General features: G+C 68.4%; 22 protein-coding genes and 2 pseudogenes. 11 read left to right on the top strand and 13 right to left on the bottom strand.

Going from position 1 to position 23,352, the window contains the following annotated elements:
• The first annotated feature begins 3 nt into the window (after positions 1–3).
• Positions 4–1,044 (top strand): transketolase family protein, encoded by a 1,041-nt coding sequence (locus tag ACFJGX_RS24835; protein WP_382323457.1) that lies wholly within the window; start codon positions 4–6, stop codon positions 1,042–1,044.
• A 17-nt stretch (positions 1,045–1,061) separates the two neighbouring features.
• Positions 1,062–2,039: an NAD(P)H-quinone oxidoreductase gene (locus ACFJGX_RS24830; RefSeq protein ID WP_382328803.1), complete on the top strand. Its 978-nt coding sequence runs from the start codon at positions 1,062–1,064 to the stop codon at positions 2,037–2,039.
• Between the two features lie 13 nt (positions 2,040–2,052).
• Here the strand turns inward: ACFJGX_RS24830 and ACFJGX_RS24825 are convergent, their stop codons facing one another.
• The gene (locus ACFJGX_RS24825) at positions 2,053–2,460 is read right to left on the bottom strand and encodes a DUF4377 domain-containing protein (RefSeq protein WP_382323458.1); all 408 of its coding nucleotides are present in this window, start codon (positions 2,458–2,460) and stop codon (positions 2,053–2,055) included.
• Positions 2,461–2,545: 85 nt separating this feature from the next.
• Positions 2,546–2,785: pseudogene (locus ACFJGX_RS24820) on the bottom strand (hypothetical protein); the annotation flags it as partial.
• A gap of 238 nt (positions 2,786–3,023) precedes the next feature.
• On the opposite strand from ACFJGX_RS24820, the gene ACFJGX_RS24815 reads away from it, so the two are divergent.
• Complete coding sequence (locus tag ACFJGX_RS24815) at positions 3,024–3,347, top strand: YegP family protein (protein WP_382160991.1); 324 nt, start codon at positions 3,024–3,026, stop codon at positions 3,345–3,347.
• Between the two features lie 5 nt (positions 3,348–3,352).
• Here ACFJGX_RS24815 and ACFJGX_RS24810 read toward each other — a convergent pair whose 3' ends face one another.
• The 6 genes and pseudogenes from ACFJGX_RS24810 to ACFJGX_RS24785 form a co-directional block, all read right to left on the bottom strand.
• On the bottom strand, positions 3,353–4,075 hold the full coding sequence (locus ACFJGX_RS24810; protein WP_382160988.1) for a GntR family transcriptional regulator: 723 nt from the start codon (positions 4,073–4,075) through the stop codon (positions 3,353–3,355).
• The gene (locus tag ACFJGX_RS24805) at positions 4,054–5,019 is read right to left on the bottom strand and encodes an isopenicillin N synthase family dioxygenase (RefSeq protein WP_382323459.1); all 966 of its coding nucleotides are present in this window, start codon (positions 5,017–5,019) and stop codon (positions 4,054–4,056) included. Before ACFJGX_RS24805 ends, ACFJGX_RS24810 begins: the two co-directional genes overlap by 22 nt.
• A gap of 10 nt (positions 5,020–5,029) precedes the next feature.
• Positions 5,030–6,064 carry an ABC transporter substrate-binding protein gene (locus tag ACFJGX_RS24800; protein ID WP_382323460.1) on the bottom strand — a complete coding sequence of 345 codons (1,035 nt, stop codon included), beginning with the start codon at positions 6,062–6,064 and terminating at the stop codon, positions 5,030–5,032.
• A gap of 62 nt (positions 6,065–6,126) precedes the next feature.
• On the bottom strand, positions 6,127–6,963 hold the full coding sequence (locus ACFJGX_RS24795; protein ID WP_382323461.1) for an ABC transporter permease: 837 nt from the start codon (positions 6,961–6,963) through the stop codon (positions 6,127–6,129).
• Complete coding sequence (locus ACFJGX_RS24790; RefSeq protein WP_382160977.1) at positions 6,960–7,715, bottom strand: ABC transporter ATP-binding protein; 756 nt, start codon at positions 7,713–7,715, stop codon at positions 6,960–6,962. Before ACFJGX_RS24790 ends, ACFJGX_RS24795 begins: the two co-directional genes overlap by 4 nt.
• Before the next feature lie 139 nt (positions 7,716–7,854).
• A pseudogene (locus tag ACFJGX_RS24785) lies at positions 7,855–9,041 on the bottom strand (benzoate/H(+) symporter BenE family transporter).
• A gap of 170 nt (positions 9,042–9,211) precedes the next feature.
• Here ACFJGX_RS24785 and ACFJGX_RS24780 point away from each other — a divergent pair.
• The 4 genes from ACFJGX_RS24780 (at position 9,212) to ACFJGX_RS24765 (ending at position 13,899) form a co-directional block, all read left to right on the top strand.
• Positions 9,212–10,696, top strand: coding sequence for a PLP-dependent aminotransferase family protein (locus tag ACFJGX_RS24780; protein ID WP_382323462.1), 1,485 nt, complete (start codon positions 9,212–9,214; stop codon positions 10,694–10,696).
• A 118-nt stretch (positions 10,697–10,814) separates the two neighbouring features.
• Entirely contained in the window at positions 10,815–11,945 is a 1,131-nt protein-coding gene (locus ACFJGX_RS24775; protein ID WP_382327267.1) for an MFS transporter, read from the top strand.
• 116 nt (positions 11,946–12,061) lie between these two features.
• Positions 12,062–12,934: a dihydrodipicolinate synthase family protein gene (locus tag ACFJGX_RS24770; RefSeq protein WP_382323464.1), complete on the top strand. Its 873-nt coding sequence runs from the start codon at positions 12,062–12,064 to the stop codon at positions 12,932–12,934.
• Positions 12,934–13,899, top strand: a complete 966-nt coding sequence (locus tag ACFJGX_RS24765; RefSeq protein WP_382327265.1) for a tripartite tricarboxylate transporter substrate binding protein — start codon at positions 12,934–12,936, stop codon at positions 13,897–13,899. Before ACFJGX_RS24770 ends, ACFJGX_RS24765 begins: the two co-directional genes overlap by 1 nt.
• Before the next feature lie 21 nt (positions 13,900–13,920).
• Here the strand turns inward: ACFJGX_RS24765 and ACFJGX_RS24760 are convergent, their stop codons facing one another.
• Positions 13,921–14,829 carry a LysR family transcriptional regulator gene (locus ACFJGX_RS24760; RefSeq protein ID WP_382323466.1) on the bottom strand — a complete coding sequence of 303 codons (909 nt, stop codon included), beginning with the start codon at positions 14,827–14,829 and terminating at the stop codon, positions 13,921–13,923.
• A gap of 86 nt (positions 14,830–14,915) precedes the next feature.
• Here ACFJGX_RS24760 and ACFJGX_RS24755 point away from each other — a divergent pair, with 86 nt between their 5' ends.
• Genes ACFJGX_RS24755 through ACFJGX_RS24745 form a run of 3 tightly spaced genes read left to right on the top strand, consistent with a single transcriptional unit; the run spans position 14,916 to position 17,145 of the window.
• Positions 14,916–15,362 carry a cupin domain-containing protein gene (locus ACFJGX_RS24755; protein ID WP_382323467.1) on the top strand — a complete coding sequence of 149 codons (447 nt, stop codon included), beginning with the start codon at positions 14,916–14,918 and terminating at the stop codon, positions 15,360–15,362.
• A gap of 52 nt (positions 15,363–15,414) precedes the next feature.
• Positions 15,415–16,371, top strand: a complete 957-nt coding sequence (locus ACFJGX_RS24750) for a Bug family tripartite tricarboxylate transporter substrate binding protein (protein ID WP_382328801.1) — start codon at positions 15,415–15,417, stop codon at positions 16,369–16,371.
• A 51-nt stretch (positions 16,372–16,422) separates the two neighbouring features.
• On the top strand, positions 16,423–17,145 hold the full coding sequence (locus ACFJGX_RS24745) for a GntR family transcriptional regulator (RefSeq protein WP_382323469.1): 723 nt from the start codon (positions 16,423–16,425) through the stop codon (positions 17,143–17,145).
• A 22-nt stretch (positions 17,146–17,167) separates the two neighbouring features.
• Here the strand turns inward: ACFJGX_RS24745 and ACFJGX_RS24740 are convergent, their stop codons facing one another.
• From ACFJGX_RS24740 to ACFJGX_RS24730, 3 genes are all read right to left on the bottom strand, one after another.
• On the bottom strand, positions 17,168–17,665 hold the full coding sequence (locus tag ACFJGX_RS24740; protein ID WP_382327263.1) for a hypothetical protein: 498 nt from the start codon (positions 17,663–17,665) through the stop codon (positions 17,168–17,170).
• A complete protein-coding gene (locus tag ACFJGX_RS24735) occupies positions 17,550–20,216 on the bottom strand; it encodes a transglycosylase domain-containing protein (protein WP_382327261.1) in 2,667 nt (888 codons plus the stop codon). The genes ACFJGX_RS24740 and ACFJGX_RS24735 overlap by 116 nt, the downstream gene beginning before the upstream one ends.
• Before the next feature lie 64 nt (positions 20,217–20,280).
• A complete protein-coding gene (locus tag ACFJGX_RS24730; RefSeq protein WP_382323471.1) occupies positions 20,281–21,276 on the bottom strand; it encodes a LysR substrate-binding domain-containing protein in 996 nt (331 codons plus the stop codon).
• Between the two features lie 107 nt (positions 21,277–21,383).
• Here ACFJGX_RS24730 and ACFJGX_RS24725 point away from each other — a divergent pair, with 107 nt between their 5' ends.
• The gene (locus ACFJGX_RS24725; protein ID WP_382323472.1) at positions 21,384–22,403 is read left to right on the top strand and encodes a bile acid:sodium symporter family protein; all 1,020 of its coding nucleotides are present in this window, start codon (positions 21,384–21,386) and stop codon (positions 22,401–22,403) included.
• Here ACFJGX_RS24725 and ACFJGX_RS24720 read toward each other — a convergent pair.
• Positions 22,393–23,244, bottom strand: coding sequence for an alpha/beta hydrolase (locus ACFJGX_RS24720; RefSeq protein WP_382323473.1), 852 nt, complete (start codon positions 23,242–23,244; stop codon positions 22,393–22,395). The two genes, ACFJGX_RS24725 and ACFJGX_RS24720, sit on opposite strands and share 11 nt — an antisense overlap.
• Between the last annotated feature and the right edge of the window lie 108 nt (positions 23,245–23,352).

Genomic DNA, 23,352 nt, shown 5'->3' with positions numbered 1-23,352 from the left:
ACCATGAACCCCCAACCCCTTTCTCCCGACTCCTGGCAGTACCGCGCCCTGAACCAGATCACCCCAGGTCTGAACCATTTTTCGGACGCGCTGATCGAACTGGCCGAGCAGGGCCACCCCGTGATGGCCGGTTCGGCCGACCTGCAGTACTCCAACGGCCTCAACAAGTTCGCCAAGGCCTACCCCGATCGTTATGTGCAGTTCGGCATCTCCGAACAGAACATGGTGACGGCCGCCGCCGGCCTGGCGACCACGGGCCAGATCCCCTTCGTCGCCACCTTCGCGTCCTTCCTGGGCCTGCTGTGCTGCGAGCAGATCCGCATGGACGTGGCCTACAGCAAGCTGCCGGTGCGGCTGGTGGGCCACCACACCGGCATCTCGCTCGGCTTCTACGGCACCTCCCACCACGCGACGGAGGACATCGGCACCATGCGCTCCATCGCCGGGCTTACGGTGATCTCGCCCGCCGACGGCCCGCAACTCGCGAGCGCGATCAAGGCCTCGATCGGGTGGCCCGAGCCGATCTACTTCCGCATCGGTCGTGGCCGTGAGCCCGACGTGTACGAGAAGAACACACCGTTCGAGATCGGCAAGGCCATCGAGCACAGCCGGGGCACCGACCTCACCCTCATCGCCTGCGGCATGGCCGTGAAGGGCGCGCTCGAAGCCGCGGCCGCGCTGGGCCGCGCGGGCTTCTCGGTGGGCGTGATCGACATCGCCACCATCAAGCCGCTGGACCGCGAGGCGGTGCTGCAGGCGGCAGCGCGTTCGCGCCTGCTCATGACGGTGGAAGAGCACAACGTGCTCGGCGGCCTGGGCGCTGCCGTGGCCGAGGTGCTGGCCGACGAAGGCGCGGGCGTGCGCCTGGTGCGCCACGGCATCCACGACGAGTACAGCCTGATCGCCCCGCCCACCCACCTGTACGCGCACTACCGGCTCGACGGCCCCGGCATCGAGGCCGTGGCGCGCGAAGCCATGCAGGGCAAGCGCTCGGCGGCCCGGCCCGCGCCGGCGCTGGCCATGGTGGCGGGAGGCGCACGATGAGCGCCGTGCCCGCGACGATGCGCTTCATCGACCACGGCCAGGGCGGTGGCCCCGAGGTGCTCGTGCCGCGCACCGGCCCCACGCCGGTGCCGGCGGCCGGCGAGGTGCTGGTGCGCGTGGCCTATGCGGGCGTCAACCGCCCCGAAGCCCTGCAGCGGCGCGGGCTCTACGCGCCGCCGCCGGGTGCCTCCCCCATCCTGGGCCTGGAGGTGTCGGGCGAGGTCGTGGCGCTGGGCGCGGGTGTGACGCGCTGGTCGGTGGGCGACCCGGTGTGCGCGCTGACCAATGGCGGTGCGTACGCCGACTGCGTGGTGGTGCCCGAGGGCCAGGCGCTGCCCGTGCCCGAGGGCATTTCGATGCGGCAGGCCGCCGCCTTGCCGGAGAACTTCTTTACTGTCTGGGCCAACGTCTTTCAGCGCGGCGGTCTGCGCGCCGGGGAAAGCCTGCTGGTGCATGGCGGCTCATCGGGCATCGGCCTGACGGCGATCCAGCTGGCCAAGGCCTTCGGCGCGCGCGTGCTGTGCACGGTCGGTAGCGCCGAGAAGGCGGCGGCCTGCAAGGCCGCAGGGGCCGACATCGCCATCAACTACCGCGAGCAGGACTTCGTGGACGTGGCGCTGAAGGCGACCGAGGGCGCCGGTGTGAACATGGTGCTCGACATGGTCGGTGGCTCCTACGTCGAGCGCAACCTGAGGGTCCTGGCCGTCGAAGGGCGGCTGGTGCAGATCTCGTTCCTGGAATCGTCCCGGCCCGAGCTCGACTGGACACCGCTGATCGCCAAGCGCATCACCTTCACCGGCTCCACCCTGCGCCCACGCAGCCTGGCGGACAAGACCCGGATCGGCCAGGAGCTGGTGGAGCAGGTGTGGCCCTTGTTGAGCGCGAAGCGCGTGGCGCCCGTGATCCACCAGGTGTTCCCGCTGGATCAGGCCTCCCAGGCGCATGCGCTGATGGAGTCCTCCGAGCACATCGGGAAGATCCTGCTGGAGGTCTAGGCCCGCCCGCGGCTCATCGAGGGCCGACCAGCTCCGACTCCACGCGCATGTCCAGCACATAGGCATAACGCGAGGCGTCGGCCGGCGGGTTCTGGATCGTGTACCGCTTGACGCGCAGCACGTTGCGCGTGCCCGCCTGGTGCGTGAAGCCCTCGATGTTGCCGTAGAAGTGGCCCCATTCGCCGGTGCCGGTCTTGAGGCCGGCGCTGTTGTACTTCACCTCGCGCACCTGCATGCACTGCGCATTGCGCACCACGCCGTGGCTGCAGGGCCGGAGCTGGGGGCCCACTTCCAGGAACAGGGTTTCGCCCGCGCCGCCGTAACGCGTGGCGTCGGTGGGCTTGCCCACCAGGTGCCAGCGGCTGCCGTCGTTGAACTGCAGCAGCACGCGCGGCGGGTTGGCGTCCTGGGCCAGGTGCACGCGGGTGGCGCGGCTGATCTGCGTTGCGCACGGCCTGTTCCAGCTGCATCAGCTGGGGGTCGGGGCAGGCCATCATCGTGCTCACCGGGCGCGAGATCGTGATGTCGATGCCGTTGAGCTGGTAGCCCGCGCCGATGCCGTTGCAAAGCCGGTCCACCACCACGCGCTGGTCGCCCGGCTTGTCGCCCGGGACAAAGCTCAGGCGCACGACGCGCTGGGGCGCGAGCGCGGTGAATGCGGGCAGCGCGCGGCCGCTCGGGTCGTCCGCCTTCTCCAGCTCCCAGTGGAAGGCCTGCAGCGTTTTGTTGAGAGACGAATCGTTCATGGCGTTGGCCGACGGGGGGGTGGAGGTGGCGCAGGCCGTCAGGCCCAGCAGGGTGGCTGCGGTGAGGGCGATGAATGTCCAGCGTTTCATATGGAGGTTTCCTTTCTGTGGTCCGCCAGGACAGCATGGCGGATGTGTTTTTTTCATGCAAGCTCTCCTACATATTGAGGATTGACAGCCGTCCAGGTGCCGCCGAGGATGGTCGGCGGTGTCCTTCCCCCAACCATACAGGAGCATCATGGCCGCCTACTTTCATCTCAAGCCTTCGGGCACGCAGTGGATGTTCAACCTCGTGGCGGGCAACCACGAAATCATCTTGACCAGCGAGCGCTACACCGCCAAACAGAGCGCGCAGGGTGGCATTGCGTCGGTCCAGGCGAATGCACCGGTCGATGCCCGCTACGCGCGCCTGAACGACGCCGCGGGAAAGCCTTATTTCGTGCTGAAGGCGGCCAATGGTGAGCCGCTTGGAAAAAGCGAGACCTACTCATCGGCGGCCGCGCGGGACCAGGGGATCGAGGCGGTGAAGGCCGCGGCGCCGGGCGCACCAACCAAGGCGTGAAGGTCTCAGCGCGACGTGCTGGTGTAGATGCGGTTGCGCCCTTCCAGGCAGTACGTCTGCGCGTGAAAGATCGGCCGGTTCTGTGCGTAGTGCACCCGGTCGAGCAGCACGTAGAGCTGCGGCTGGCGGTTGCCGCGGTCCCAGCCGATGGCACTGGAGTGGACCGCGTGGTATTCCACCTCGGTGCGGTCCGTGCGCACGCCCAGGCGCGCGAAGATGTCCACGAACGACATCGAGAACAAGGTCTCGTCGAGCACCTCGGGGAACAGGCTGTCGACGTAGCGGTCGTAGCCATAGCTCAGCAGTTCGTCGTCGCTGTAGATCGCGCGCTCGGTGTAGAGCACGCGCGCGCCAGCGGGCAGCTCCAGCTTGTGGGTTTCCTCGGGCGTGCCGGCGCGGCGTTCCAGCCTGTGCAGCACGATGCGCGGCGTGCGGCCCTGGCCCCTGATCGACTCGGTGAGAGACTCGAAGTGGCCCATGCCCATGGACGCGGGCGGCGGCGGGGGTGGGCTCACGATGGTGCCCACGCCACGCTGGATGCGCAGCAGGCCCTCCGTCACCAGGCGGCTGATGGCCTCGCGGATGGTGTTTCTCGACACCGCATACGTGCCGGCCAGCGCGGTCTCGGCCGGGATGGCCTGGCCCGGCGACCATTCGCCGGCCGACAGGCGCCGGCGCAGGTCCTGCGCCAGTCGGTCGGGCAGGGTCAGGACGTCAGCTCGGCCCATGACTTGCGCTCGCCGGCGAAGTTCCTGTAGACCTGCTCGCCGGCCACGATGGGCTCGAAGCGCGGCACCTCGCCAGCCGGCGCGAAGTCGCGCGGGTCGATCACCTGGTGGTAGTTCGGGTGGATGAACAGCGGGATCGAATAGCGCTCGCGGCCCGAGCGGTTGATCACCCGGTGCAGCGCCGACTTCAACCGGCCGTTGCTCCAGCGCGTGAGCAGCTTGGCGACGTTGAGCACGATGGCCTCTTCGTCGGGCACCACGGGCAGCCAGTCCTTGTCCGGGCCGAGCACTTCGAGGCCTCCGTTCATGTCCTGGATCAGCAGCGTGATCAGGCCCTGGTCTTCGTGCGCGCGCACGCCTTCGTCGGCGATGTGCTGCACCACTTCCTGCGGCGGGTAGTGGACCACGCGCATGTTGGAGTAGGTGTTGCGCGACACGTTGGCGAAGAAGTCCGCCGGCGCACCCAGGTGCAGCGCAAACGCCTGCAGCACCGATTCGCCGACCCGGAACATGTCGTGGTAGCAGGTCTCGAGGCGCTCGCGGAAACCGGGCACGTCGGGCCAGGGCGTGGCCGCGTAGAACGGCAGCGGCAGCAGGGCCGGGTCGATCGGCGGGATCGGATGGCCCATGCTGAAGGCCTCCTGTCCGCTGGGCTTCTGGCCTGGCTTCGCGTTGTCGAACATCGGCTGGAAGCCGCGGTTGGTCTTGCGCTCCTGGTACGGCGCCTTGGCTTCCTCGCTTTGGCCGAAGAAGGCTTCGGCGGCCCGGAAGGTCTCGGCGATGACCGCGGGCGACACGCCGTGGCCCACCAGTTTCATGAAGCCATAGGTCTCGGCGGCGCGGCCCATGTCGTGGGCGATGGCCTGGCGCGCGGCCGGGTCGTCGCCGAAGAGCGGCGAGATGTCGATGGTCGGGATCGCGTGCGCGGCGGTGGTGGTGCTCATGGGTGCTCTCTCAATTGGCCTTGATGCCCGGGTTGAACGCGTTGGTCATCATCTCGGTGACGGGGGCCACCGACTTGATCTGGTCGTATTCCTTGTAGAAGGCCATGGTGTCCTCCCACACCTTGGGGTCCATCCACAGCAGGCCGCGCGCGCGCGTGTCGGCGCTCTGGTTCAGCGGGTTCTGCACCTTCATGCGCCAGGCGAGCTTGTCGGCGCGCTCGATCTGCTGCGGGTAGGCATCGACCAGCTTCACCGCCTCGGCCGGGTGGTCGATGGTGAACTTCAGGCCCCTGGCCACGGCGCGCACCACCTTGCGCACGGTTTCGGGCTTTTCCTTGATCATCCTGCCGCTCGTGAAGAGCGTGTCGCCGTAGGAGGCCACGCCGTGTTTCGAGAAGCGCAGCACTTTCCAGGTCTTGCCCTTCAGGTGCGCGGGCGCGTCGGCCTTGGCGGCTTCCAGTTCGACCTGGTAGGTCTGGTTGTGCAGATGGCCCGTGAAGTAATCGACCTTGCCGACCAGCAAGGGCTCGGCGTTCGCCAGCACGGTCTCGACCTTGACCTTCGACAGATCGAGGTTGTTGCGTTCGGCCAGGGCCTTCAGGAACATCTCACCATCGGCCTGGATGCCCACGCGCTTGCCTTCGAGGTCCTTCGGCGCGGGATCCGGTTCGCCGGGGTTGCCCAGGCCGATGTACACGTAGGGCAGCTCCTGGATCAGCGCGCCGATCGCCACCACATCCACCGGCGACGGCGCCAGGCGCGCCGACATGATGAACGAATGGGCCATGACCCCGAACTGGGCCTGGCCCACGCCCACCGTGGGGATGGGGTTCTTGCCCGGGCCGCCGTCGATGAAGCTGACCTTGATGCCTTCTTCCGCGAAGTAGCCCTTGGCGTCGGCCACCATGAGTGCCGCGTACTGTCCGTTGCGCAGCCACGAGAGCGCGATCCGGATATCTTCGGTCGGGGCCTGCGCGGCGGCGCCGCTCCAGGTGGTCAGACCCATGGCCAGGGCGGCGGCGAGGCGGATGAAGGGGGCGCGCATGGTGGGGCTCCTTGAAGATCGGACAAGACGGGCAGAAAAGAAATGGCCTGGGAGGGTGCGGATCACTTGCCGCCGGTGCGGCTGCGCTCGCTCCAGTTGATGCGCGCGCCGATCACCTGGACCAGCATGTAGATCGCGTAGGACAGCACGGCGGCCAGCAGCGCCACGGCATACACCTGGTCGCCGCGGTACTGGGCCATGGCGCGGTTGATCACGTAGCCCAGGCCTTCGGAGGAAATCATCCATTCGGCGGCCACCGCGACGATGATGCTGCCGCTGCCGGTGATCTCCTGTGCCGCGAGGATGTAGGGCACGGAGTACGGCAGCCGCACCTTGAGGAACACCTTCCACGGACTCACGTCGAGGATGCGCATGCGGTCCAGCACCACGGGGTCGACCGCCGCCAGGCCGCGCAGGGTGTTCACCAGCACGGGGAAGAAGCCGGCGATGGTGACGATCGCCACCTTGGTCCACAGGCCGTCGCCCACCGCGAGCACCAGCACCGAGGCCAGCGCCACATAGGGCACGTTGCGGATGGTGATGGCCGCTGGCATGAGCAGGCGGTTGAACATCGGCAGCGAGGTGAACAGCACCGCCAGGCCGATGCCGACCAGGTTGGCGAACAGGAAACCGATCGCCGCCGCGCGCAGCGTGACCATCAGGTGCTGCGTCACGAACGAGGTTTCCTGGGTCAGCACCGCGAGCACCTGCGTGGGGCGCGGGATCACGAACTCCGGCAGCCCCGAGAACGCGATGGCCAGGTACCACAGGCCGAGGATGGAGATCACGGGCAAGGCGATGCGCGAAGCGATCGTCAGCGCGCGCAGCGCCGCGGTGCGCGCGGCGGCGGCAGGCGGCACCGGCGTGACGGCGGCTGGGGTCACGGTGGTGGTGTTCATGCGGCGGCCCTCCATTGGCCGAACAGCAGGCCGCGGATGCGGTCGGTGAGGTCCACGAATTGCGGATCGGTGCGGAAGGCCGCCGTGCGCGGGCGCGGCGAGGGCACGCGGATGTCGGCCAGGATGCGGCCGGGCGCTGGCGAAAACACGATCACGCGATCGGCCAGCAGCACCGCTTCATCGACGTGGTGGGTGACGAACAGCACGGTCTTGGGGCGCGTGGCGAGCTCGGTGCCGAGCCACAGGCCCAACTCTTCGCGCTTCATTTCGTCCAGCGCGGAGAAGGGCTCGTCCATCAGCAGCACCTCGGGGTCGTGCGCGATGGCCGACGCGAAATTCACGCGCTGCAGCATGCCGCCCGAGAGGTGGTGCGGCATCTTCTCTTCGTGTCCCGCCAGGCCGAAGTCGCGCAGCAGGCCGCGCGCGGGCAGGCCGGCGCGACCGGTCACCTTCTGGGTGAACTCGACGTCCTCGATGGCGCGCTTCCACGGCAGCACCGCGGGCCGCTGCGACACCAGGCCCAGTTGGCGCTGGCGCCGCACGGTGGCGGGCGGCAGGCCGCCGATCCGCACCGAACCGCTGCTGGGCTGGTCCAGGTCCGCCACCAGGCGCAACAGCGTGGTCTTGCCACAGCCCGATGGCCCGACCAGGGCGATGAACTCGCCGGCCGCGATGTCGAGGTCGACCGATTCGAGCGCCACGGTGGGACCGAAGCGGCGTGAAACGTTTCTGAGTTGAATGTCTGCGGACATGATGTCTGGACGTCCCCAAAAGTGGGCGGGTTGTTGGACGTCCAATGTCCAAAGCGAGATCCATGCCATGGAAGCGGCCAGGAGCCGCAAGCCAGAACCTTGCTGGTCAGGCAGCAATCTGTCGGCAGGTGATACCCGGTCAGCGCATCTTCGGTGTGTGAAGCGCCACGTAGGCGGCCAAGCCGATCAGCAAGCCCCAGAAGGCACCACCAATGCCCAGCATCTGGACATTGGCGGCCGCGGCGAGAAACGTGATCAGCGAGGCTTCGCGTGTCTTCGCATCGGCCATCGCGGTGGCCAGGCTGCCGCCAATGGTGCCCAGCAACGCCAGGCCCGCCAGGGTGGCGATGAACGTGGCCGGCAAGGCCATGAAGACGGCCGCCAGCGTCACGCCGAAGACGCCGACCAGGATGTAGAGCACGCCCGCCGCCATGCCGGCGACCCAGCGCTTCGAAGGGTCTTCATGTGACGCCTTGCCCGTGCAGATGGCCGCCGTGATGGCCGCCACGTTGAAGGCATGCGAGCCGAAGGGCGCCATGAGCAGGGACCCCAGGCCGGTGACCGCCACGATGGGGTTGGCGCTCGTGCGGAAACCGTCGTTTCTCAGCACCAACATGCCGGGCATGTACTGCCCCGTGAGCGTGATGAGGAAGAGCGGCAGGGCCAGGCTCAACAGGGCGTGGACGCTGAAGACGGGCTGCGTGAACACGGGGCTCGCCACGCGGAGTTCGAGTCCGCCGAGGTCCACCCGCCCTTGCGCGAGCAGGTAGGCCAGGCCGAGCAGGAGGACGCCCACGATCGCGTAGCGCGCGCTCAGCCGTTTGAGCGTGAGGTACGTGCCGATGAGAAGGCCCGCGAGCCATGGGTCGAGGCTCATGCCTGCGAAGGCGCCGATGCCGAACTGCAGCAGGATGCCCGCCAGCAGGCCCGCGGCGATCCCTGGCGGGATCCACCGGATGAGCTTCTCGAAGCCACCGGTCAGGCCGAGCACCACGAAGGCCGCCGCCGACATCAGGTACGCACCGACCGCCTCCGCGTACGAGGTGGTGGCGCAATGCCGTGACCAGGAAGGCGGCCGCTGGCGTGGACCAGGCGGTGATGATGGGCTCGCGGCTGAACCAGCTCAGCAGAACGCCCGTGACGCCCACGCCAATGGAAACGGACCACACCCACGAGGCGGTCATCTCCGGACTCAGGCCGGCGACCTTGGCCGCCTGGAACACCAGGATGAACGTGCCGCCGTAGTTGACGATGACCGAGACGATCCCCCGCGACCACGGGGTGGGTGAGATCACGGACGTGAAAGCGAGGGGCGGCGGTTGACATGGTCTGCGGGACATCCTGTGGGCGAAGGCGGGGACACGGTTGAAAGCCTGGTTTTTACGGGGAAATTGGTCGGTTGTGTCCAGCCATTTTTGACACATCTATCAGACCATTTGGGCGATGCCTGAATGGTAGGATCCGGTCGATTGAATCCAAAAACACCACCAGACCAATTGTTCAAGCATGCCCAGCTCGAATCCGTGAAGGCCTGGATCGGTGACCCCGCCCAGCGTGCCTTGCCGCTGCATGCGCGGATTCAGCGCGCCATCCGGCAGCTGATCCTCGATGGGGTCCTGGATGCCGGCAAGCCACTGCCTGCGTCCCGGATGCTGGCGATGTCCCTGGAGGTTTCGCGCGACACCGTGGAGGCCGCTTACGGCCAACTGCACGCCGAGGGCTTCATCGAGCGCCGGGTGGGCAGCGGCAGTTTTGTGTCGGGGCGCGCGCGGAGGTCGCCCAGCCGCCATGCCGCGCGGCGCCCGAGCACGCAGCGGGAAGCCGCGCGCCTGAGTGAACGTGGCGCCGCGATGTTCCGGCAAGGTGGCGTGCGGGAGTTCCTCGGTTCGCGCCCTTTTGCACCTGGCGTGCCGGAGACGCGGTCTTTCCCCATCCAGGTGTGGGAGCGCCTGCAGCGGCAGGTCTTGAAGGAGCACGGCAGCCAGGCCCTGGCCCATGGGCCCGCGCAGGGCGTGGAGTCCTTGAGGCGGGCCATTGCCGACCATGTCAACCTCGAGCGCGGGGCCCATGCGAGCCCTGAGCGTGTGCTGATCCTCACCAGTTCGCAGCAGGCGCTCACCCTGTGCGCGAACGTGCTGCTGGATGCCGGCGACAGGATCTTCGTCGAGGACCCCGTCTACCACGGGGCGCGCAAGGCGTTCGATGCGGCGGGTCTCGAATGCGTTCCCGTTCCCCTGGACGCCCAGGGCATGCGGACCGACCACCTGCAGGCGTCGGGCGTGCCCGGCAAGGCCGTCTTTCTGACGCCCTCTCATCAGTTCCCCACGGGCGCGACGCTGGCGCTGGACCGTCGCCTGGCGGCGATCGAGTGGGCTCGGCGAAACCAGGCGTGGATCCTGGAAGACGACTACGACAGCGAGTTCCACTACGCCGGCAAACCCACGGCCTGCGTCCAGGGGCTGGATGCCCATGAGCGGACCCTCTACATCGGCACCTTCACCAAGTCGCTGTTTCCGGGCCTGCGCATTGGCTACATGGTGCTGCCCGCGCCGCTCGTGGAGCCCATGACCGCCGCGCGCACGCTGTTGGACGGGCACAGCGCCCCGATTCCCCAGCTCACCCTGGCCCGGTTCATGGAAGGCGGGCACTTCGGGGCGCACGTGCGCAGCATGCGAGGGATCTATGCCGGGCGCCGCGACAGGCTGGCCGATCTGCTGGGCCGGCACCTGGCCGGATGGCTGGAGCCTCATGTACCGGCTGGCGGGCTGCAGATGCCTTGTCTGCTGAAAGGCGGGATGCCCGAGCGTGACGTCGTCGATGCGGCTGGCCGCGCGGGCCTGGACCTGCTGGGCCTGAGCGGGCTTTACGTGGGCCGCCAGCAGACCCCGGGTTTCGTGATGGGGTTTGCCGCGCACACCCCGGCGGAACTGGACGCCGCCGTGAAGAAGCTCAGGAAAGTCTTCGAAACATGGGGCCGCTAGCGCAAGGCCCCCGCCGAGGCGCGCGATCGCCATCGAAAAGGAACAGGCAATGAAACCATCGGCCAACGGCCTGCTGACGCAGGTGTCCATCGTCCACCTGATCAGCCACCTGCACATCATGGCGGTGCCCGCCATGCTGCCCTTGCTGCCCGCTGCCATGCAGGTGGGCTTCGTGGAGCTCGGTGTCGCGATTGGCGTGTTCAACGTCGTTTCGGCCGTGGTGCAGGCCCCCCTGGGCTTCCTCGTGGATCGTTGGGGTGCCCGACGGATGTTGATGGCCGCGCTCGTGCTGGGTGCCGCCGCGTTCGCGCTGGTGGCCGCCGTGCCCACCTACCCGGCGCTGCTCGTGGCGACTGCCATCGCGGGCCTGGCGAACGGTGTGTACCACCCCGCCGACTATTCGCTGCTCTCGCGGGGCATCGCGCACGAGCGCATGGGCCGGGCATTCTCGATTCACACCTTCGCCGGGTTCCTGGGGGGCGCGCTGGCGCCGCCCCTCATGGTCGGCGCGGCACTGGCCTGGTCGCCTCGCTGGTCGTTCGCCATCGCGGCCCTGGCCGGCGCCATCGGGTTCGCGGTCCTGCTTCTGGGCGGTCGCGAGCCGGTGGTCCAGGCCAGCGCATCGCCGCGCGCAGCCGAACGGCCGCGAACGGGTTCCGCGATGGCGCCGGTGCGCACCCTCGCGGTGCTCACGCTGCTGTTCACCATGCTCAGCCTGAGCACCGGTGCCATCGAGCGGTTCTCGGTGTCGGCTCTGGTGCAGGGGTTCGATGTCTCGCTCGGCGCGGCCAACCTCGCCTTGACGGTGTTTCTGTTCGCCAGCGCGATCGGGGTGCTCGCCGGTGGGGTGCTGGCCGACCGCACCGCCCGCCATGGCCACGTGGCGGCGGCCGCGTTCGCGATGGCCGCGATGCTGGTGGTGGGGGTCATCCAGGTCCCGCTCTCCGCGCCGGCGCTCGCCGTGGCCTATGGCGCCATCGGGTTCCTGAGCGGCATCGTCGCCCCCTCCCGGGACATGCTGGTTCGCGCGGCCTCACCGGCGGGCGCCGAAGGCAAGACCTTCGGCATCGTGTCCACCGGTTTCAATGTGGGGGGTGTCATCGGCCCGGTTCTGTTTGGCTACCTGCTCGACAAAGGCCTGGCCAGTGGCGTCCTGTGGGCCTCGGTGTGTTTCATGGCGATCACGACGGCCATGGTCCTGTTCCAGGAGCGGAAGGAACCCATCCGTCCCGCGCTGGTCCGGCGCTGACGCCGGTTGCCGCGCGCTGGCGAAAGGTATCAAGCGCACACAAAGATTGAATTGGACGGCCAGGGGGGCCGTTTCTAGACTGCGTGCAGTTTGGAAACGGAACAACCCCTATGCAAATGAATGGCATCGTTGGCTACCTGCTCACCCCTTGCGATGCAAGCGGCCAGGTGGACCACGCTCTCCTGGCTCGACATGTCGAGCGTCTCGTGAACCTGGGGGTGCACGGCCTCGCACCGCTGGGCAGCGTGGGCTGTCTGCCCTACCTGGGTGACGGCGAGCGCGACGCCGTCATCCGCACGACCGTGGCGGCCGCGGCCGGCCGCGTTCCGGTGCTCGCGGGGGTGTCCAGCCTGGGCACCGCCCAGACGATTCGCCATGCCCGGTTCGCGCAGGAGGCCGGGGCCAGCGCCATCCAGGTGCTGCCCAGCACGTACTGGACGCTGACGGAGGCGGAGATCTTCGAGTACTACCGGCAGGTCGCGGAAGCGGTCTCCATCCCGGTGATGGTCTACAACAACCCGTTCACCACCGGCCTGGACCTGCCGGTCGATTTTCTGCGCCGGCTCACGGCCTTGCCGAACGTCTCGCTCATCAAGGAAGCCAGTCCCGACGGGACCAAGATCGCACGCCTGCGGGAGGCCTGTCCCGATCACGTCGGCATCTTCGTCGGCCTGAACCGCATGGCACAGCGGGGATTCCAGGACGGCGCGGCGGGCTGGTGCACGGCCGCGCCCAACGTCTGCGCGTCCTTCATTCTCAACTTCCATCGCTGCATGGCCGCTGGCGATGTCGCCGGCGCCCAGCGCTGGTTCGCCCGCCAGTCCGAGCTGCTGAATTTCCTGATGGACCACGGGCTGCCGCGCACCGTCACGGCCGGGCTCGAGCTCTGCGGTGTGCCGGCGGGGCGGCTGCGTGCGCCCTTGTCCCCTTTGACGCCAGCGCTCCACACGGCGATGAAAGACATTCTTGAAACCATGGAGATCATCTGATGACCCGCATCCTTCGCCGCCTGGCGGCATCTTGCCTGGCCGCTGCCGCGGTCGTGACCACCGCGCACGCGCAGAACTACCCCACTCAGCCGGTTCGCCTGGTGGTGCCTTTCGGTGCGGGCGGTGTCACCGACATCACCGCGCGCGTGTTCGCCGAGGGGCTGTCCCGTGAACTCGGTCAACCGGTCGTGGTGGAGAACCGCGCTGGCGCGGGGGGCGGCATTGCGGCCGGTGTCGTCGCCAAGTCCCGGCCCGATGGGCACACGCTGCTGGTCATCACCAATGGCATGTTCGCGGTCAATCCCCTGATCTATCCCAGCCTGGCCTACGACCCCCGGAAGGACTTCACGTACGTTGGCATGCTGGCGAACACGCCCACCATCCTCGCGGTCCATCCGAACAGTCCGTACGCTTCGCTGCCCGAACTGATGAAAGCCGCGGCGGCCGAGAAGGACAGGCTCAGTTTCTCGACGGCGGGCGAGGGCTCGGACAACTACCAGGTCCTCCAGTTGCTTCAGCAGGCGACGGGCACCCAGCTGCTGCCGGTGCCCTACAAGAGCGGCAGCGAGTCCTTGACGGCGGTGATCACCCGCACGGTGGATGTCACGGCGATTTCGGCGGTGACGGCGGTCAGCTTTGTCGAGTCCAAGCAGATCCGCCCGTTCGCGGTCACCTCCTCCAGGCGCCTGGCCCATCTGCCGGACATCCCGACGGTCAAGGAGGCGCTGGGCAAGAGCGTGGAAGGCGGCTCGCTCTCGGGCGTCGCGGCACCCGCTGGAACCCCCGCGGAGGTGGTGAAGCGGCTCAATGCCGCGATCGCCAAGGTCGCCGCCAGCCCCCTGGTGCAGGAGAAGATCTACTCGAAGGGCAGCGAAGCGGTCGACCCCACGCAGGCCGCTTTCGAAAAACGGGTTCGCGATGAACAGGCGAAGTGGGCCGCGCTGCTGAAGCCGGCGGCCAGGTAGGCGCGAGAGCGCCGCGCGGCTTCAGAAACCGGGTGGCGCTGCCAGCACGTCGCGGGCCGTGTCCACGAACCAGGGCACGGCCGGGTTGATCGATCTGGAGGGCGTCGCCAGGGCCAGGGGGTAGGTCAAGGCCTGGTCTTCAGAGTCGGTCAGCGGCACGAAGCGCACGTGGTCGATGGCGATGCGGCGCGAGGCCTGGGGCACGATGGCAATGCCCAGGCCCGCCGCGATGAGGGGCAGGGTGATCAAGGCATGCGAAGACTCCTGGAGCGCCTTGGGGTGGAAGCCGTCGCGCCGGCACAGGGCCATGACCTCGCCCGCGAAACCCGGGCTGTCGGAATGGGCCAGGGTCACCAGCGTCTCTTCGCCCAATTCGGAGAGCCTGACGGTTTTCCGGTTCGCGACAGGGTGGTGGGACGGGACCGCCAGGACCAGGTGCTGCCGGGGCAGCGCCATCCACTCGATGCCGGGGACACCGGAAGAGGGCGGCACCAGAAAAGCGGCATCGAGTTCGCCCCGTTGCAGCTCACCCAGGATCCCCACGGTGCTGCCACTGCTCAGGTGCAGGCGAACCGAAGGAAAGCTGGCCGCGAAACGGTGCAGCAGGACGGGCAGCAGTTCCAGCGATGCACTGGGGACGGAACACACCCGCAAGCTGCCGATGCGGCCCTGGTCGGCATCGCGCGTGGCCTTGATCGCGGCCTCGGCGCCATCGAGGAGGCGTTGGGCTTCGCCGAGAAAGACGCCACCCGCCATGGTCAGGCGAACGCCCAGGCGATCGCGCTCGAAGAGCTGCACGCCCAGATCGGACTCCAGCCGCTTGATGGCAATGCTCAGAGGGGGCTGCGTCATGTTCAGGCGTTCGGCGGCCTTTCGGTAGTTGAGTTCGGTCGCCAGCACGACGAATTGGCGCAGTTGTCTGAGGTCCATGGGGTGTCTCCACAGTGGATTTTTGTATCCAGTAATTTTTCGCGAGCGTTCCTAGAATGCCGCTTCTTTTTAACAGGAGTCCCTTCATGAGCATTGTTGATTCGACCGTCGTCCCGCTGGTCCACCAGATGCCCCAGTACCGCCGCCCGGAAGACATGGGGTGGGAGATGGGGCGTTTCAAGAACAAGACCAAGTTCCTGTTCCACACGCGGCCCGAGTGCCCGACAGAACCCAATGCCGGCTTCCTGCGCTACGAGCCTGGCGCGGGATTCAAGCTGCACAAACACGATTTCGCGCAGGTCTGGTATGTGATCGAGGGCGAGTTCGACATGGGTGGCAAGTTGTTCGGCCCGGGCACGGTGGTCTTCCACCCGGACCCCCACATCGAAGAGGCGCTCACCACCGAGACCGGCGGCACGATTTTCTTCGTCCAGTACCAGGGGCCCACCAGCGGGGCGCGCCCCGTCTACGAGGGGCGCATGAACATCCAGGGTGATGTCCCGGAACTGACCGCGTCGGATCTCGAGCGCTGAGCACCACAGCAGCGGTCCATTTTCAGAACTCCAAAGAGGCAAAACCGTGTTCATGTCCTTCTTCCAAAAGGTGCTGGTCGGCACCATGCTCGCGATCCACCTGATGGGTCCCACCCACGCTGCCGAGCACTGGCCGACCCGGCCCATCACGCTCGTGGTGCCGTTTGGTGCGGGTGGCATCACCGATGTCACGGCCCGCACGGTCGCGAAGCTGCTTCAGGAAGAGCTCGGGCAGCCCGTCGTGGTGGACAACAAGCCTGGCGCGGGCGGCAACATCGCCGCCGGCAGCGTCGCGCGCGCCAAGGCCGATCGCCACACGCTGATGGTGATGACCAATGGCATGGTGGCGGTCAATCCGCTGATCAACAAGGCGCTCAATCACGACGCCATCAAGGACTTCACCTACATCTCGATGATCGCCAACACGCCCCTGGTGCTGGTGGTGTCCGAGAAGTCGCCCATCCGCGATCTGCGCTCTTTGGTCGCGCTGGCCAGGCAGCAGCGCGAAGGTGTCGCGTTCGCGAGTTCAGGACTGGGGACGTCGATCCACCAGGTGCTCGCGTCGCTGCAGCAAGCCACCGACACCACCTTCCTGCACGTGCCCTACAAGAGTGGGGCGGAGGCCGCCAATGCCTTGCTGTCGGAGGCGGTGCAGGTCACGGCGGTCGAGACGGTGGTGGTGGGGCCCTTTGTCGAGTCGGGCAGGATGCGCCCGCTGGGCGTCACCTCGAGCCAGCGCGTGCCGAGACTGCCGAACATCCCGACCGTCGCCGAGCAGCTCGGCGCGGAGTTTGACGTGGGGTCCATTTCCGGCGTGGTCGCACCCGTTGGCACCCCCCCGGCGATCGTCAAGAGGCTGGAGGAGGCCATGGCCAAGGTGCTCAGGAGCGAAGGCATGCAGGTGCTGTTCATGCAGGGCGGCCAGCCCATGCCGGCGGGCGCCGAAGCCTTTCAGACACGCATGCGCAAGGAGGTCGCGGAATGGAAGGACGTTTTCGGCGTTCGCTAACGAGGCGGGAGCGTGCGGATGGATAAGCGAGAGCCTGGCGAGACGGACCGGTTGCAGCAGCTGGTCGAGTCGATCGCGGCGAAGATCTTCAACGGCACCTATGCGCCAGGACAGAAGCTCCGGCAGGAGACCCTGGCGGAGGAGTACGACGTCAGCCGCACGCCGGTGAGAGAGGCGCTTCGGCAGCTCGAGATCAAGGGGCTGGTCGTCCAGCAAAGGCGCTATGGCGCCACGGTGCTTGCCCCCACCACCAAGGACATCGGCGCCAACTACTGGTTGCGCGGGGAGCTCGAGGGGATGGCGACGGAGCTGGCGGCCCGATGGATATCGGACGCCGACCTGCATCGGTTGCAGATCGTCCATGCCGAATGCGTGGCGTCGGTTCGAGCCCTCCATGAGACGGTCAACGCCGCGGGCGGTGCGCCCTGTCCGACGGCGGCCGAGCCCATGCGCCACTGGGTGGTCAAGAACCAGGCGTTTCATGCGCTGATCTACAGCGCCTGCGGCAATGCCTCGCTGGAACGCAGCATCCGCGATCTGCATCTGGACTACACCCGGAACATCCTCAACATGACCGTGTTGGGCATGCACGAGTCCCGGATGCGAAAGAACATCGAGCACCACGCCGCCATCGTCGAGGCCTTGGTGGCGAGAGACGCACTGGCTTCCAGAGACGCGATGCGGACCCACATCCAGGCGTCCGGGGCGTTCGTCGTGGACTGGCTGGAGAAGCGGCCCGCCCCCCGGCGATCGCGCACAGGCCGGCGCTTCTGAGGCGCCGACGATCACCGGTGCCTCAGGGCTCGCGCGGGCAACCGCTGCCGGGCCTGCCGTCCAGGTGGGGCATCAGCACCGGCGCCATGGAGCGCAGGATCTGCACCGGCAGGCCGGAGGTGAAGCGGTAGCCGGCCGCGTCCGGTCCGATCACATAGGCGGTCACGCTGCCGAAGTGCCGTGGTCCCAGGTAGAACACGAAGGTGGCCGTGCGGTTCAGGGCCACGCCACCGCGCCGGTTCACCACCACGCGGTTGTCGCCGGTGCCGGTCTTGCCTCCGGGCGACAGGTCTTCTCCCGAAGCCGACTGAAAACTGCCCGAGAGCCGGCGGGCGGTGCCGGCTTCCACCACTTCCGACAAGGCTTTCTTCAAGGCCTGGGCCACCTCGGGCGCCATGACGCGCTCACCTTCCGTCGGCGTGGGCCGCAGCGCGGTTTCCCACGGCGTGCCCTGCGCGAAACGCAGGTCGGCGATGCGCAGCGTGGGCCGGCGCACCCCGCCGTTGACGATGATGCCCATCAGCTCGGCCAGGGCGGCGGGCCGGTCCCCGGAGCTGCCCAGGGCCGTGGCGCAGCGACGGCACCAGATGGCCGAAGGGGTAACCCAGCCGGGTCCAGCGGCGGTGGATTTCCAGGAAGGCTTCCACCTCCAGCATGGTGTGGATGCGGGCATCCTGCGCGTCCTTCGCGCGCGTGCGGAACAGCCAGCGGTAGACCGCCTGGCGCTCGGCGGCGCTGGCGGCGACCGCCTCGTCCAGCGTGGCCCGAGGGTGTTGCCGGCGGTAGGCCACCAGCCAGAGTTCCAGCGGGTGCACGCGGGCCACGTAGCCCCGGTCCGGCAGGTCGAGGGCGTCGAGCGCGAAGCGCTCGTACAGCTGCGCCACGCGCGGCGCCTCGGGCGCCTTGTCGCCCAGGCGGGCCGAGAGGAAGGCGCCCAGGGCTTCGGGCGATGCCGTGGGCTCCAGGTAGCGGAACACCGCGGTCAGCCGGTCGGCGCCGGGGCGCAGGCCGTCGAGCAGCATGTCGCTCAGCTCGGTCGGGGTGCGGTTGTCGGTCTTGCGCCAGAAGCGGCGCAGGAAGGCCTGGCCTTCGCGGTCGGCGAACAGGGCCAGGTAGGTGTCGCGGCGCGGATCGAGGTGGTCCTCCAGCAGCCGCGCGGTGTCGCCGGGCCCCTGGTACATGGTGTGGCGCACGATCTCGCGCAGCAGGCGCACGAAGGGCAGGTTGATGGAGGCCTGCATGGCCTCGCGCAGGCTGGGTTGTCGCGCGTCGTCCTTCTTGTTGAAGTTGTTGAAGCTGTGCAGGCCGCCGCCGGTGAAGAACTGCTCGTGCGGGCTGGCGGAGAAGCGCCGGTCCATCGCCGCTTCCAGCATCGCGCTCAGGCCGTGGTCGTTCGGGCCCGACAGGTAGTCCACGGCCCAGCGGCTCAGGCTGTCCTGCGGGCTGACCTCGGTGGCTTTCAGCGCGGCGGGTTCCAGCGGCGCGAGCCGGGCGTGCAGCTCGGCGACCAGCTCCAGGTAGGTCGCCAGCACCCGCAGCTTGGCGGTGGAGCCCAGCTCCAGCTTGCTGCCTTCGTTGATGTCCAGCGGCTGCTGCGTCGTGTCGGTCTGCACCCGCACCAGGTTGCCTTGCGGCGTGCTTTCCAGCAGGGTGAAGCTGTAACGCACCTCGCCCAGGGTGTCGGGCTGCAGCAGGCGCTCGCCCATCAGCTCCTGCGAGCGGGCGAAGGCCGGCTCGGTCAGGCGCCCGAGGTAGGTGCTGACCGCGTCCTGCAGCTGGCCGTTCAGCGTGGTGCTGGCCTGGGCGTCGAGCCGGTCCAGGCTGTAGAGCGAGGTGCCGAGCAGGCCGGCCAGCCGGGTGCGCACGGCGGTCGTGCCCTTGCTCGCCGCGGCCGGCAGCAGCGGCGGGTTCTTGGCGATGTCGCGGAACACCAGCTTCTGCCGCAGGGCGGCGTCGCGCCAGGCGGCGTCGATGATGCCGGCCTCGGTCAGCAGGCGCAGGTGGGCGTCGGTGGCGCGGTCGAGTTCCTGGCGGCCCTGCGCGAGGTACCACGAGGGCCGGCGGTGGGCGATCATCAGCGCCACCGCCTGGCGCAGGACGCGGCCACGGGCCGCGCCGTCGCCAGGGGCCGAGAGCGCGGCCATGGCGCGATCGAAGTCGGTGCCGAACCACACCCACAGGCCGTCGCCCAGGCCATGCACCTCGCCATGGCGGGGCGCCGCCGACAGCGGCACCGTGTTGAGGTAGTCCAGCACGAGCTGGCGGCGCACCGGCAGCGTGTCGGTGCCTTGCTGGTAGGCCCGCACCGAGGCCGAGGCCATCTGCCGCAGTTTCTCGCGCGCGTCGTGCGTGATGCCGCCGGGCGAATGGCGGTACTTCTCGATCTGCGTGGCCAGCGTGCTGCCACCGTGGGCGTCGATGTCGGGATCGATGTGGCTGCCCAGTTGCGCGAGCACCGCGCGCGTGAATCGCAGCCAGTCCACCGCCGGGTTCATCTGCGGGCGCTCGGGGTCGAGCAGGTCGCGGTTCTCGATGAAGAGCAGGGCCTGCACCACCACCGCGGGCACGCTCTCGAAGCTCTCGAAGCGCCGGTAGGGGTAACGGAAGGCGTGCAGCGATTCCCGGCTGCAGTCGAACACGGTCAGGCCGGTGTGGGTCTTCTCCGCGTAGGGGGCGAACCAGCCGCGCTCCAGGTGGGTTCGCAGGGCATCGTCCTGGCGCGACTGCTCCGCGATCTCGAAGCCGCGCTCCTGCAGGCGGGTGGTGAAGGCCGGAAGGCTGGTGTAACCCATGCGTTCGTCGAACGGGCCGTGCGTGGGGAACCGGATGGGGTCGGCCGGACCGGGGGCGACGTGGGAATTCAGGGTGGCCGCATAGCCGTGCAGTTCCCGCGCCTGCCAGTGCGAGGTCTGCATCTCCCGGCGCAGCAGCAGCGCGGCCACCGCGCCCAGGATCAGGAGGACCAGCAGGAGCACCCGCCACCGCAGGCGAAAGCCGGGTGGGCGCTGGTACCCGGGTGGGTCACCGGCGTGGCCCTTGTTGGGCGCTGCCTCCATCTGTGGTTCGACCATGCTGTGTTCCATTGGCTTCAAAGCCCCTGTGCGGATCCTGTGCGTGTGTGGACCGTGCCCAGGGTCATCTTGCACCTGCGCGGGTGCGCTGTCGGGCAGACCGGACCGGCGGCGACGCCACCGCGACGGGGACGGGTGCGGTGTGATGGCTGTCACGCCTGCGGGGTGCGGTGCGCTCGGCGGCGACCTGGCGAACCAGTCGCCAGGCCAGCTCCGCCGGGGGGGTCAAGGTCCGGTGGGCGCGGCGCACCAGCGCGATGTGCCGGTCGATGCGGGGCAGCAGCGGGCGCATCACCAGGCCCTGCAGCCCCGCGGGCGGCAAGGCCAGCATGGGCACGACCGAGATGCCCAGGCCGGCGTCCAGCATGCGGAAGATGGTGGTGACGTGGCCCACTTCCTGCGCCACGGAGGCCTCCACGCCGTGCAGGCGCAAGGCCTCGTCGATCAGGCCCCGGCTGCCGGAGGCGTGGTCCAGCAGCACCAGCGATTCGCCGGCCAGATCCGCCCATTTCGCGCCTCGGCGCCGGGCCAGGCGGTGTGAAGGCGGGCAGACGAGGCAGAAGGGCTCGGACAGGATGGTCTCGGCCTGCAGGTCGTCGCGCGCGCCTGTGTCGATCACCACACCGAAGTCCACCTCACCCGCGAGCACGCTGGCCAGGGCATCGTGCTGGATGCGATCCAGCAGCAGCAGGTCCAGCCCCGGGTGTTCGCTGCGGCAGCGCGCGATGCATTCGGGCAGCAGGTTGGCCGACAAGGTCGGGCTGCTGGCCACGCGAACCCGGCCATGGCGCTGCGTGGCCTGGCCTCGCGACTCCTGCAGCACGGCATCCAGGTCTTCCAGCACGCGTTCGAGTTGCACGGCCAGGCTGCGGCCGGCATCGGTCAGCACCACCTCGCGCGTGGTGCGGTCGAGCAGCTTGAGCCCGAGGTGCTGTTCCAGTTCGGTCACGCAGCGGCTGACCGCGGGTTGGGACAGGCCGATGTGGGTGCCCGCCCGCGTGAAGCTGCCCTGCGAGGCGACGGCCTTGAAGACCCGCAACTGCCGCAAGCTGACATTCATTTGATATTGGTATCAATGGATCCGATAAATTCATTTTACTGTCGTCGGCGGCTGCGGTTCAATGGCCGTCCCACCGATTGACACGCGCGACGCCGCGCGCCCCTGCCATGGCCCGTTCCCGGCTGCTGCCCGACAACTTCACGCTGTACCTCGTTGCGACCGTCGTTCTGGCCAGCCTGTTGCCGGCCCGAGGCGGGTTCGCCCAGGCGCTGAGCTGGGCCACCACGGTGGCGGTGAGCCTGCTTTTCTTTCTGCACGGAGCGAAGCTCTCGCGAGCGGCCATCTGGGCGGGCATCGGGCACTGGCGCCTGCAGCTGATGGTGGTGTCCACCACCTTCGTGCTGTTTCCCTTGCTCGGCTGGGTGCTGGCGCCGCTGTTGCGGCCGCTGGTGACGCCCCACCTCTACATGGGCATCCTGTACTTGTGCGCGCTGCCCGCCACGGTCCAGTCGGCGATCGCGTTCGCCTCCATGGCGCGCGGCAACATTCCCGCGGCCGTCTGCAGCGCCTCGGCCTCGACCTTGCTGGGCGTGGTTCTCACGCCCCTCGTGCTCGGTCTGCTGCTGACGCACAACGCCGCCATGGGCGATCCCTTGCAGGCCGTGGGCCGCATCAGCGTGCAACTCCTGCTGCCCTTCATTGCCGGCCATCTGATGCGGCCCTGGGTGTCGGGTTTCCTGCAGCGCCGCGCCTCCATCATGAAAGTGGTGGACCAGGGCTCCATCCTGCTGGTGGTGTACGCGGCGTTCAGCCACGCCGTCATCGCCGGGTTGTGGTCGCAACTGCCGCTGACGGCCCTGCTGGGCCTGCTGGCCGTGTGCGCGGTGCTGCTGGCGCTGGTGCTCACGCTCACGGTCTGGGGCAGCCGCCGGCTGGGCTTCTCGAAGGAAGACGAGATCGCCATCGTCTTCTGCGGATCGACCAAGAGCCTGATCAGCGGCGTGCCCATGGCCAACGTGCTGTTTGCCGCGCCCGTGGCGGGCGCGATCGTGTTGCCGCTGATGGTGTTTCACCAGATGCAGCTGATGGTGTGCGGGGTGATGGCGCAGCGGTATGCGCGCCGGCAGGGCGATCAGGCCACGGCGGTCGAGGGCCTCACCCCGTCAGCGCCGGCGCTCAGGCGCTGAGGGGCTTGCGCGCGCCGTAGTCGCCCCGAAGAACACGCTCGAACCAGTCGCGGATCTGCTCCCCCAGATCGTTGCAGGCGGTGTTGAACTGGGCCACGGCGCTGACGTGGTTGTGGTCCATGAGCTGGATGACGCGGGGCATGGGGCCCTTTTGGCGGTCCGCCACCGTCGCCAGGCGGTGCGCCAGATCGAGCGCATAAAAATCCAGCAACGGGTTCTCGTACTGGGCCAGGGCGATCAGGGTGGGCGGCGCGTCCGGCCGCGCCAGGCCGATCGGCTCGCGCCCCGCGTACAGGGATGGGTCCTCGCCGTAGTACGCGCGCACGCCGTGGGCGTTGGGGTTGTCGGCGCGGGTGTCGGCCACCACGCGCGGGCTCAGCAGCACGAGGCCGGCGACGGGCAGTCCCTCCGGCGGCCGCACCCGGTCGTCCCAGACCGCGCTGGCGCAGTGGGCGCAGGCCGCGGAGTGCCCCATCAGGAAGATCCGTTTCGGGTCGCCTCCCCACTGCCCGGCATGCCGGGCGATCCACAGGAGCGCGTCCCGGACGTCTTGCGCCCCCGCCGGCCAGCTGGCCTGCGGGGCGAGGCGGTATTCGACGTTGAACGCCAGAAAACCCTGTCTGGCGAACTCCGCGGGGACGTTGGCATGGATCCAGGGCGTCTGGTCCTTGTCGCCGCGCACGAACGCCCCGCCATGAACGAACACCAGAATGGGCAGGTCGCTCGCGCCCTGCGGTGCGAACACATCGAGCACCTGGCGCGCGTGCGGCCCGTACGGCATGTCCCTCAAGGTGGGTTCGATGGCGTTGGCGCGCAGCAGCGGTGCCCACGCTTCGAACATGGCGTCCCGCCCGGCCGTGATGTCCAGGTGCCAGCGAGGCCCCCAATATTGCAACGCGGCGAGGAGATCGGGGGTTAAAGTTCGGCCCATGCGATAAAGTCGTAGTAT

It is taken from the genome of Hydrogenophaga sp. UC242_50, from assembly GCF_042697355.1.
In the GTDB taxonomy this organism is placed as follows: domain Bacteria; phylum Pseudomonadota; class Gammaproteobacteria; order Burkholderiales; family Burkholderiaceae_C; genus Hydrogenophaga.
The sequence above is the reverse complement of the archived record's forward strand: the minus strand, read 5'-3'. Positions and strand labels throughout refer to the sequence as shown.

What these genes read in the sequence shown, in the direction of transcription:
- ACFJGX_RS24835 (WP_382323457.1), top strand. Translation starts at nt 4, where the DNA reads ATGAACCCCCAACCCCTTTCTCCCGACTCCTGGCAGTACCGCGCCCTG.
- ACFJGX_RS24830 (WP_382328803.1), top strand. Translation starts at nt 1,062, where the DNA reads ATGCGCTTCATCGACCACGGCCAGGGCGGTGGCCCCGAGGTGCTCGTG.
- ACFJGX_RS24815 (WP_382160991.1), top strand. Translation starts at nt 3,024, where the DNA reads ATGGCCGCCTACTTTCATCTCAAGCCTTCGGGCACGCAGTGGATGTTC.
- ACFJGX_RS24810 (WP_382160988.1), bottom strand. Translation starts at nt 4,075, where the DNA reads ATGGGCCGAGCTGACGTCCTGACCCTGCCCGACCGACTGGCGCAGGAC.
- ACFJGX_RS24805 (WP_382323459.1), bottom strand. Translation starts at nt 5,019, where the DNA reads ATGAGCACCACCACCGCCGCGCACGCGATCCCGACCATCGACATCTCG.
- ACFJGX_RS24800 (WP_382323460.1), bottom strand. Translation starts at nt 6,064, where the DNA reads ATGCGCGCCCCCTTCATCCGCCTCGCCGCCGCCCTGGCCATGGGTCTG.
- ACFJGX_RS24795 (WP_382323461.1), bottom strand. Translation starts at nt 6,963, where the DNA reads ATGAACACCACCACCGTGACCCCAGCCGCCGTCACGCCGGTGCCGCCT.
- ACFJGX_RS24790 (WP_382160977.1), bottom strand. Translation starts at nt 7,715, where the DNA reads ATGTCCGCAGACATTCAACTCAGAAACGTTTCACGCCGCTTCGGTCCC.
- ACFJGX_RS24775 (WP_382327267.1), top strand. Translation starts at nt 10,815, where the DNA reads ATGGCGGTGCCCGCCATGCTGCCCTTGCTGCCCGCTGCCATGCAGGTG.
- ACFJGX_RS24770 (WP_382323464.1), top strand. Translation starts at nt 12,062, where the DNA reads ATGAATGGCATCGTTGGCTACCTGCTCACCCCTTGCGATGCAAGCGGC.
- ACFJGX_RS24765 (WP_382327265.1), top strand. Translation starts at nt 12,934, where the DNA reads ATGACCCGCATCCTTCGCCGCCTGGCGGCATCTTGCCTGGCCGCTGCC.
- ACFJGX_RS24760 (WP_382323466.1), bottom strand. Translation starts at nt 14,829, where the DNA reads ATGGACCTCAGACAACTGCGCCAATTCGTCGTGCTGGCGACCGAACTC.
- ACFJGX_RS24755 (WP_382323467.1), top strand. Translation starts at nt 14,916, where the DNA reads ATGAGCATTGTTGATTCGACCGTCGTCCCGCTGGTCCACCAGATGCCC.
- ACFJGX_RS24750 (WP_382328801.1), top strand. Translation starts at nt 15,415, where the DNA reads ATGTCCTTCTTCCAAAAGGTGCTGGTCGGCACCATGCTCGCGATCCAC.
- ACFJGX_RS24740 (WP_382327263.1), bottom strand. Translation starts at nt 17,665, where the DNA reads ATGGGCATCATCGTCAACGGCGGGGTGCGCCGGCCCACGCTGCGCATC.
- ACFJGX_RS24735 (WP_382327261.1), bottom strand. Translation starts at nt 20,216, where the DNA reads ATGGTCGAACCACAGATGGAGGCAGCGCCCAACAAGGGCCACGCCGGT.
- ACFJGX_RS24730 (WP_382323471.1), bottom strand. Translation starts at nt 21,276, where the DNA reads ATGAATGTCAGCTTGCGGCAGTTGCGGGTCTTCAAGGCCGTCGCCTCG.
- ACFJGX_RS24725 (WP_382323472.1), top strand. Translation starts at nt 21,384, where the DNA reads ATGGCCCGTTCCCGGCTGCTGCCCGACAACTTCACGCTGTACCTCGTT.
- ACFJGX_RS24720 (WP_382323473.1), bottom strand. Translation starts at nt 23,244, where the DNA reads ATGTTCGAAGCGTGGGCACCGCTGCTGCGCGCCAACGCCATCGAACCC.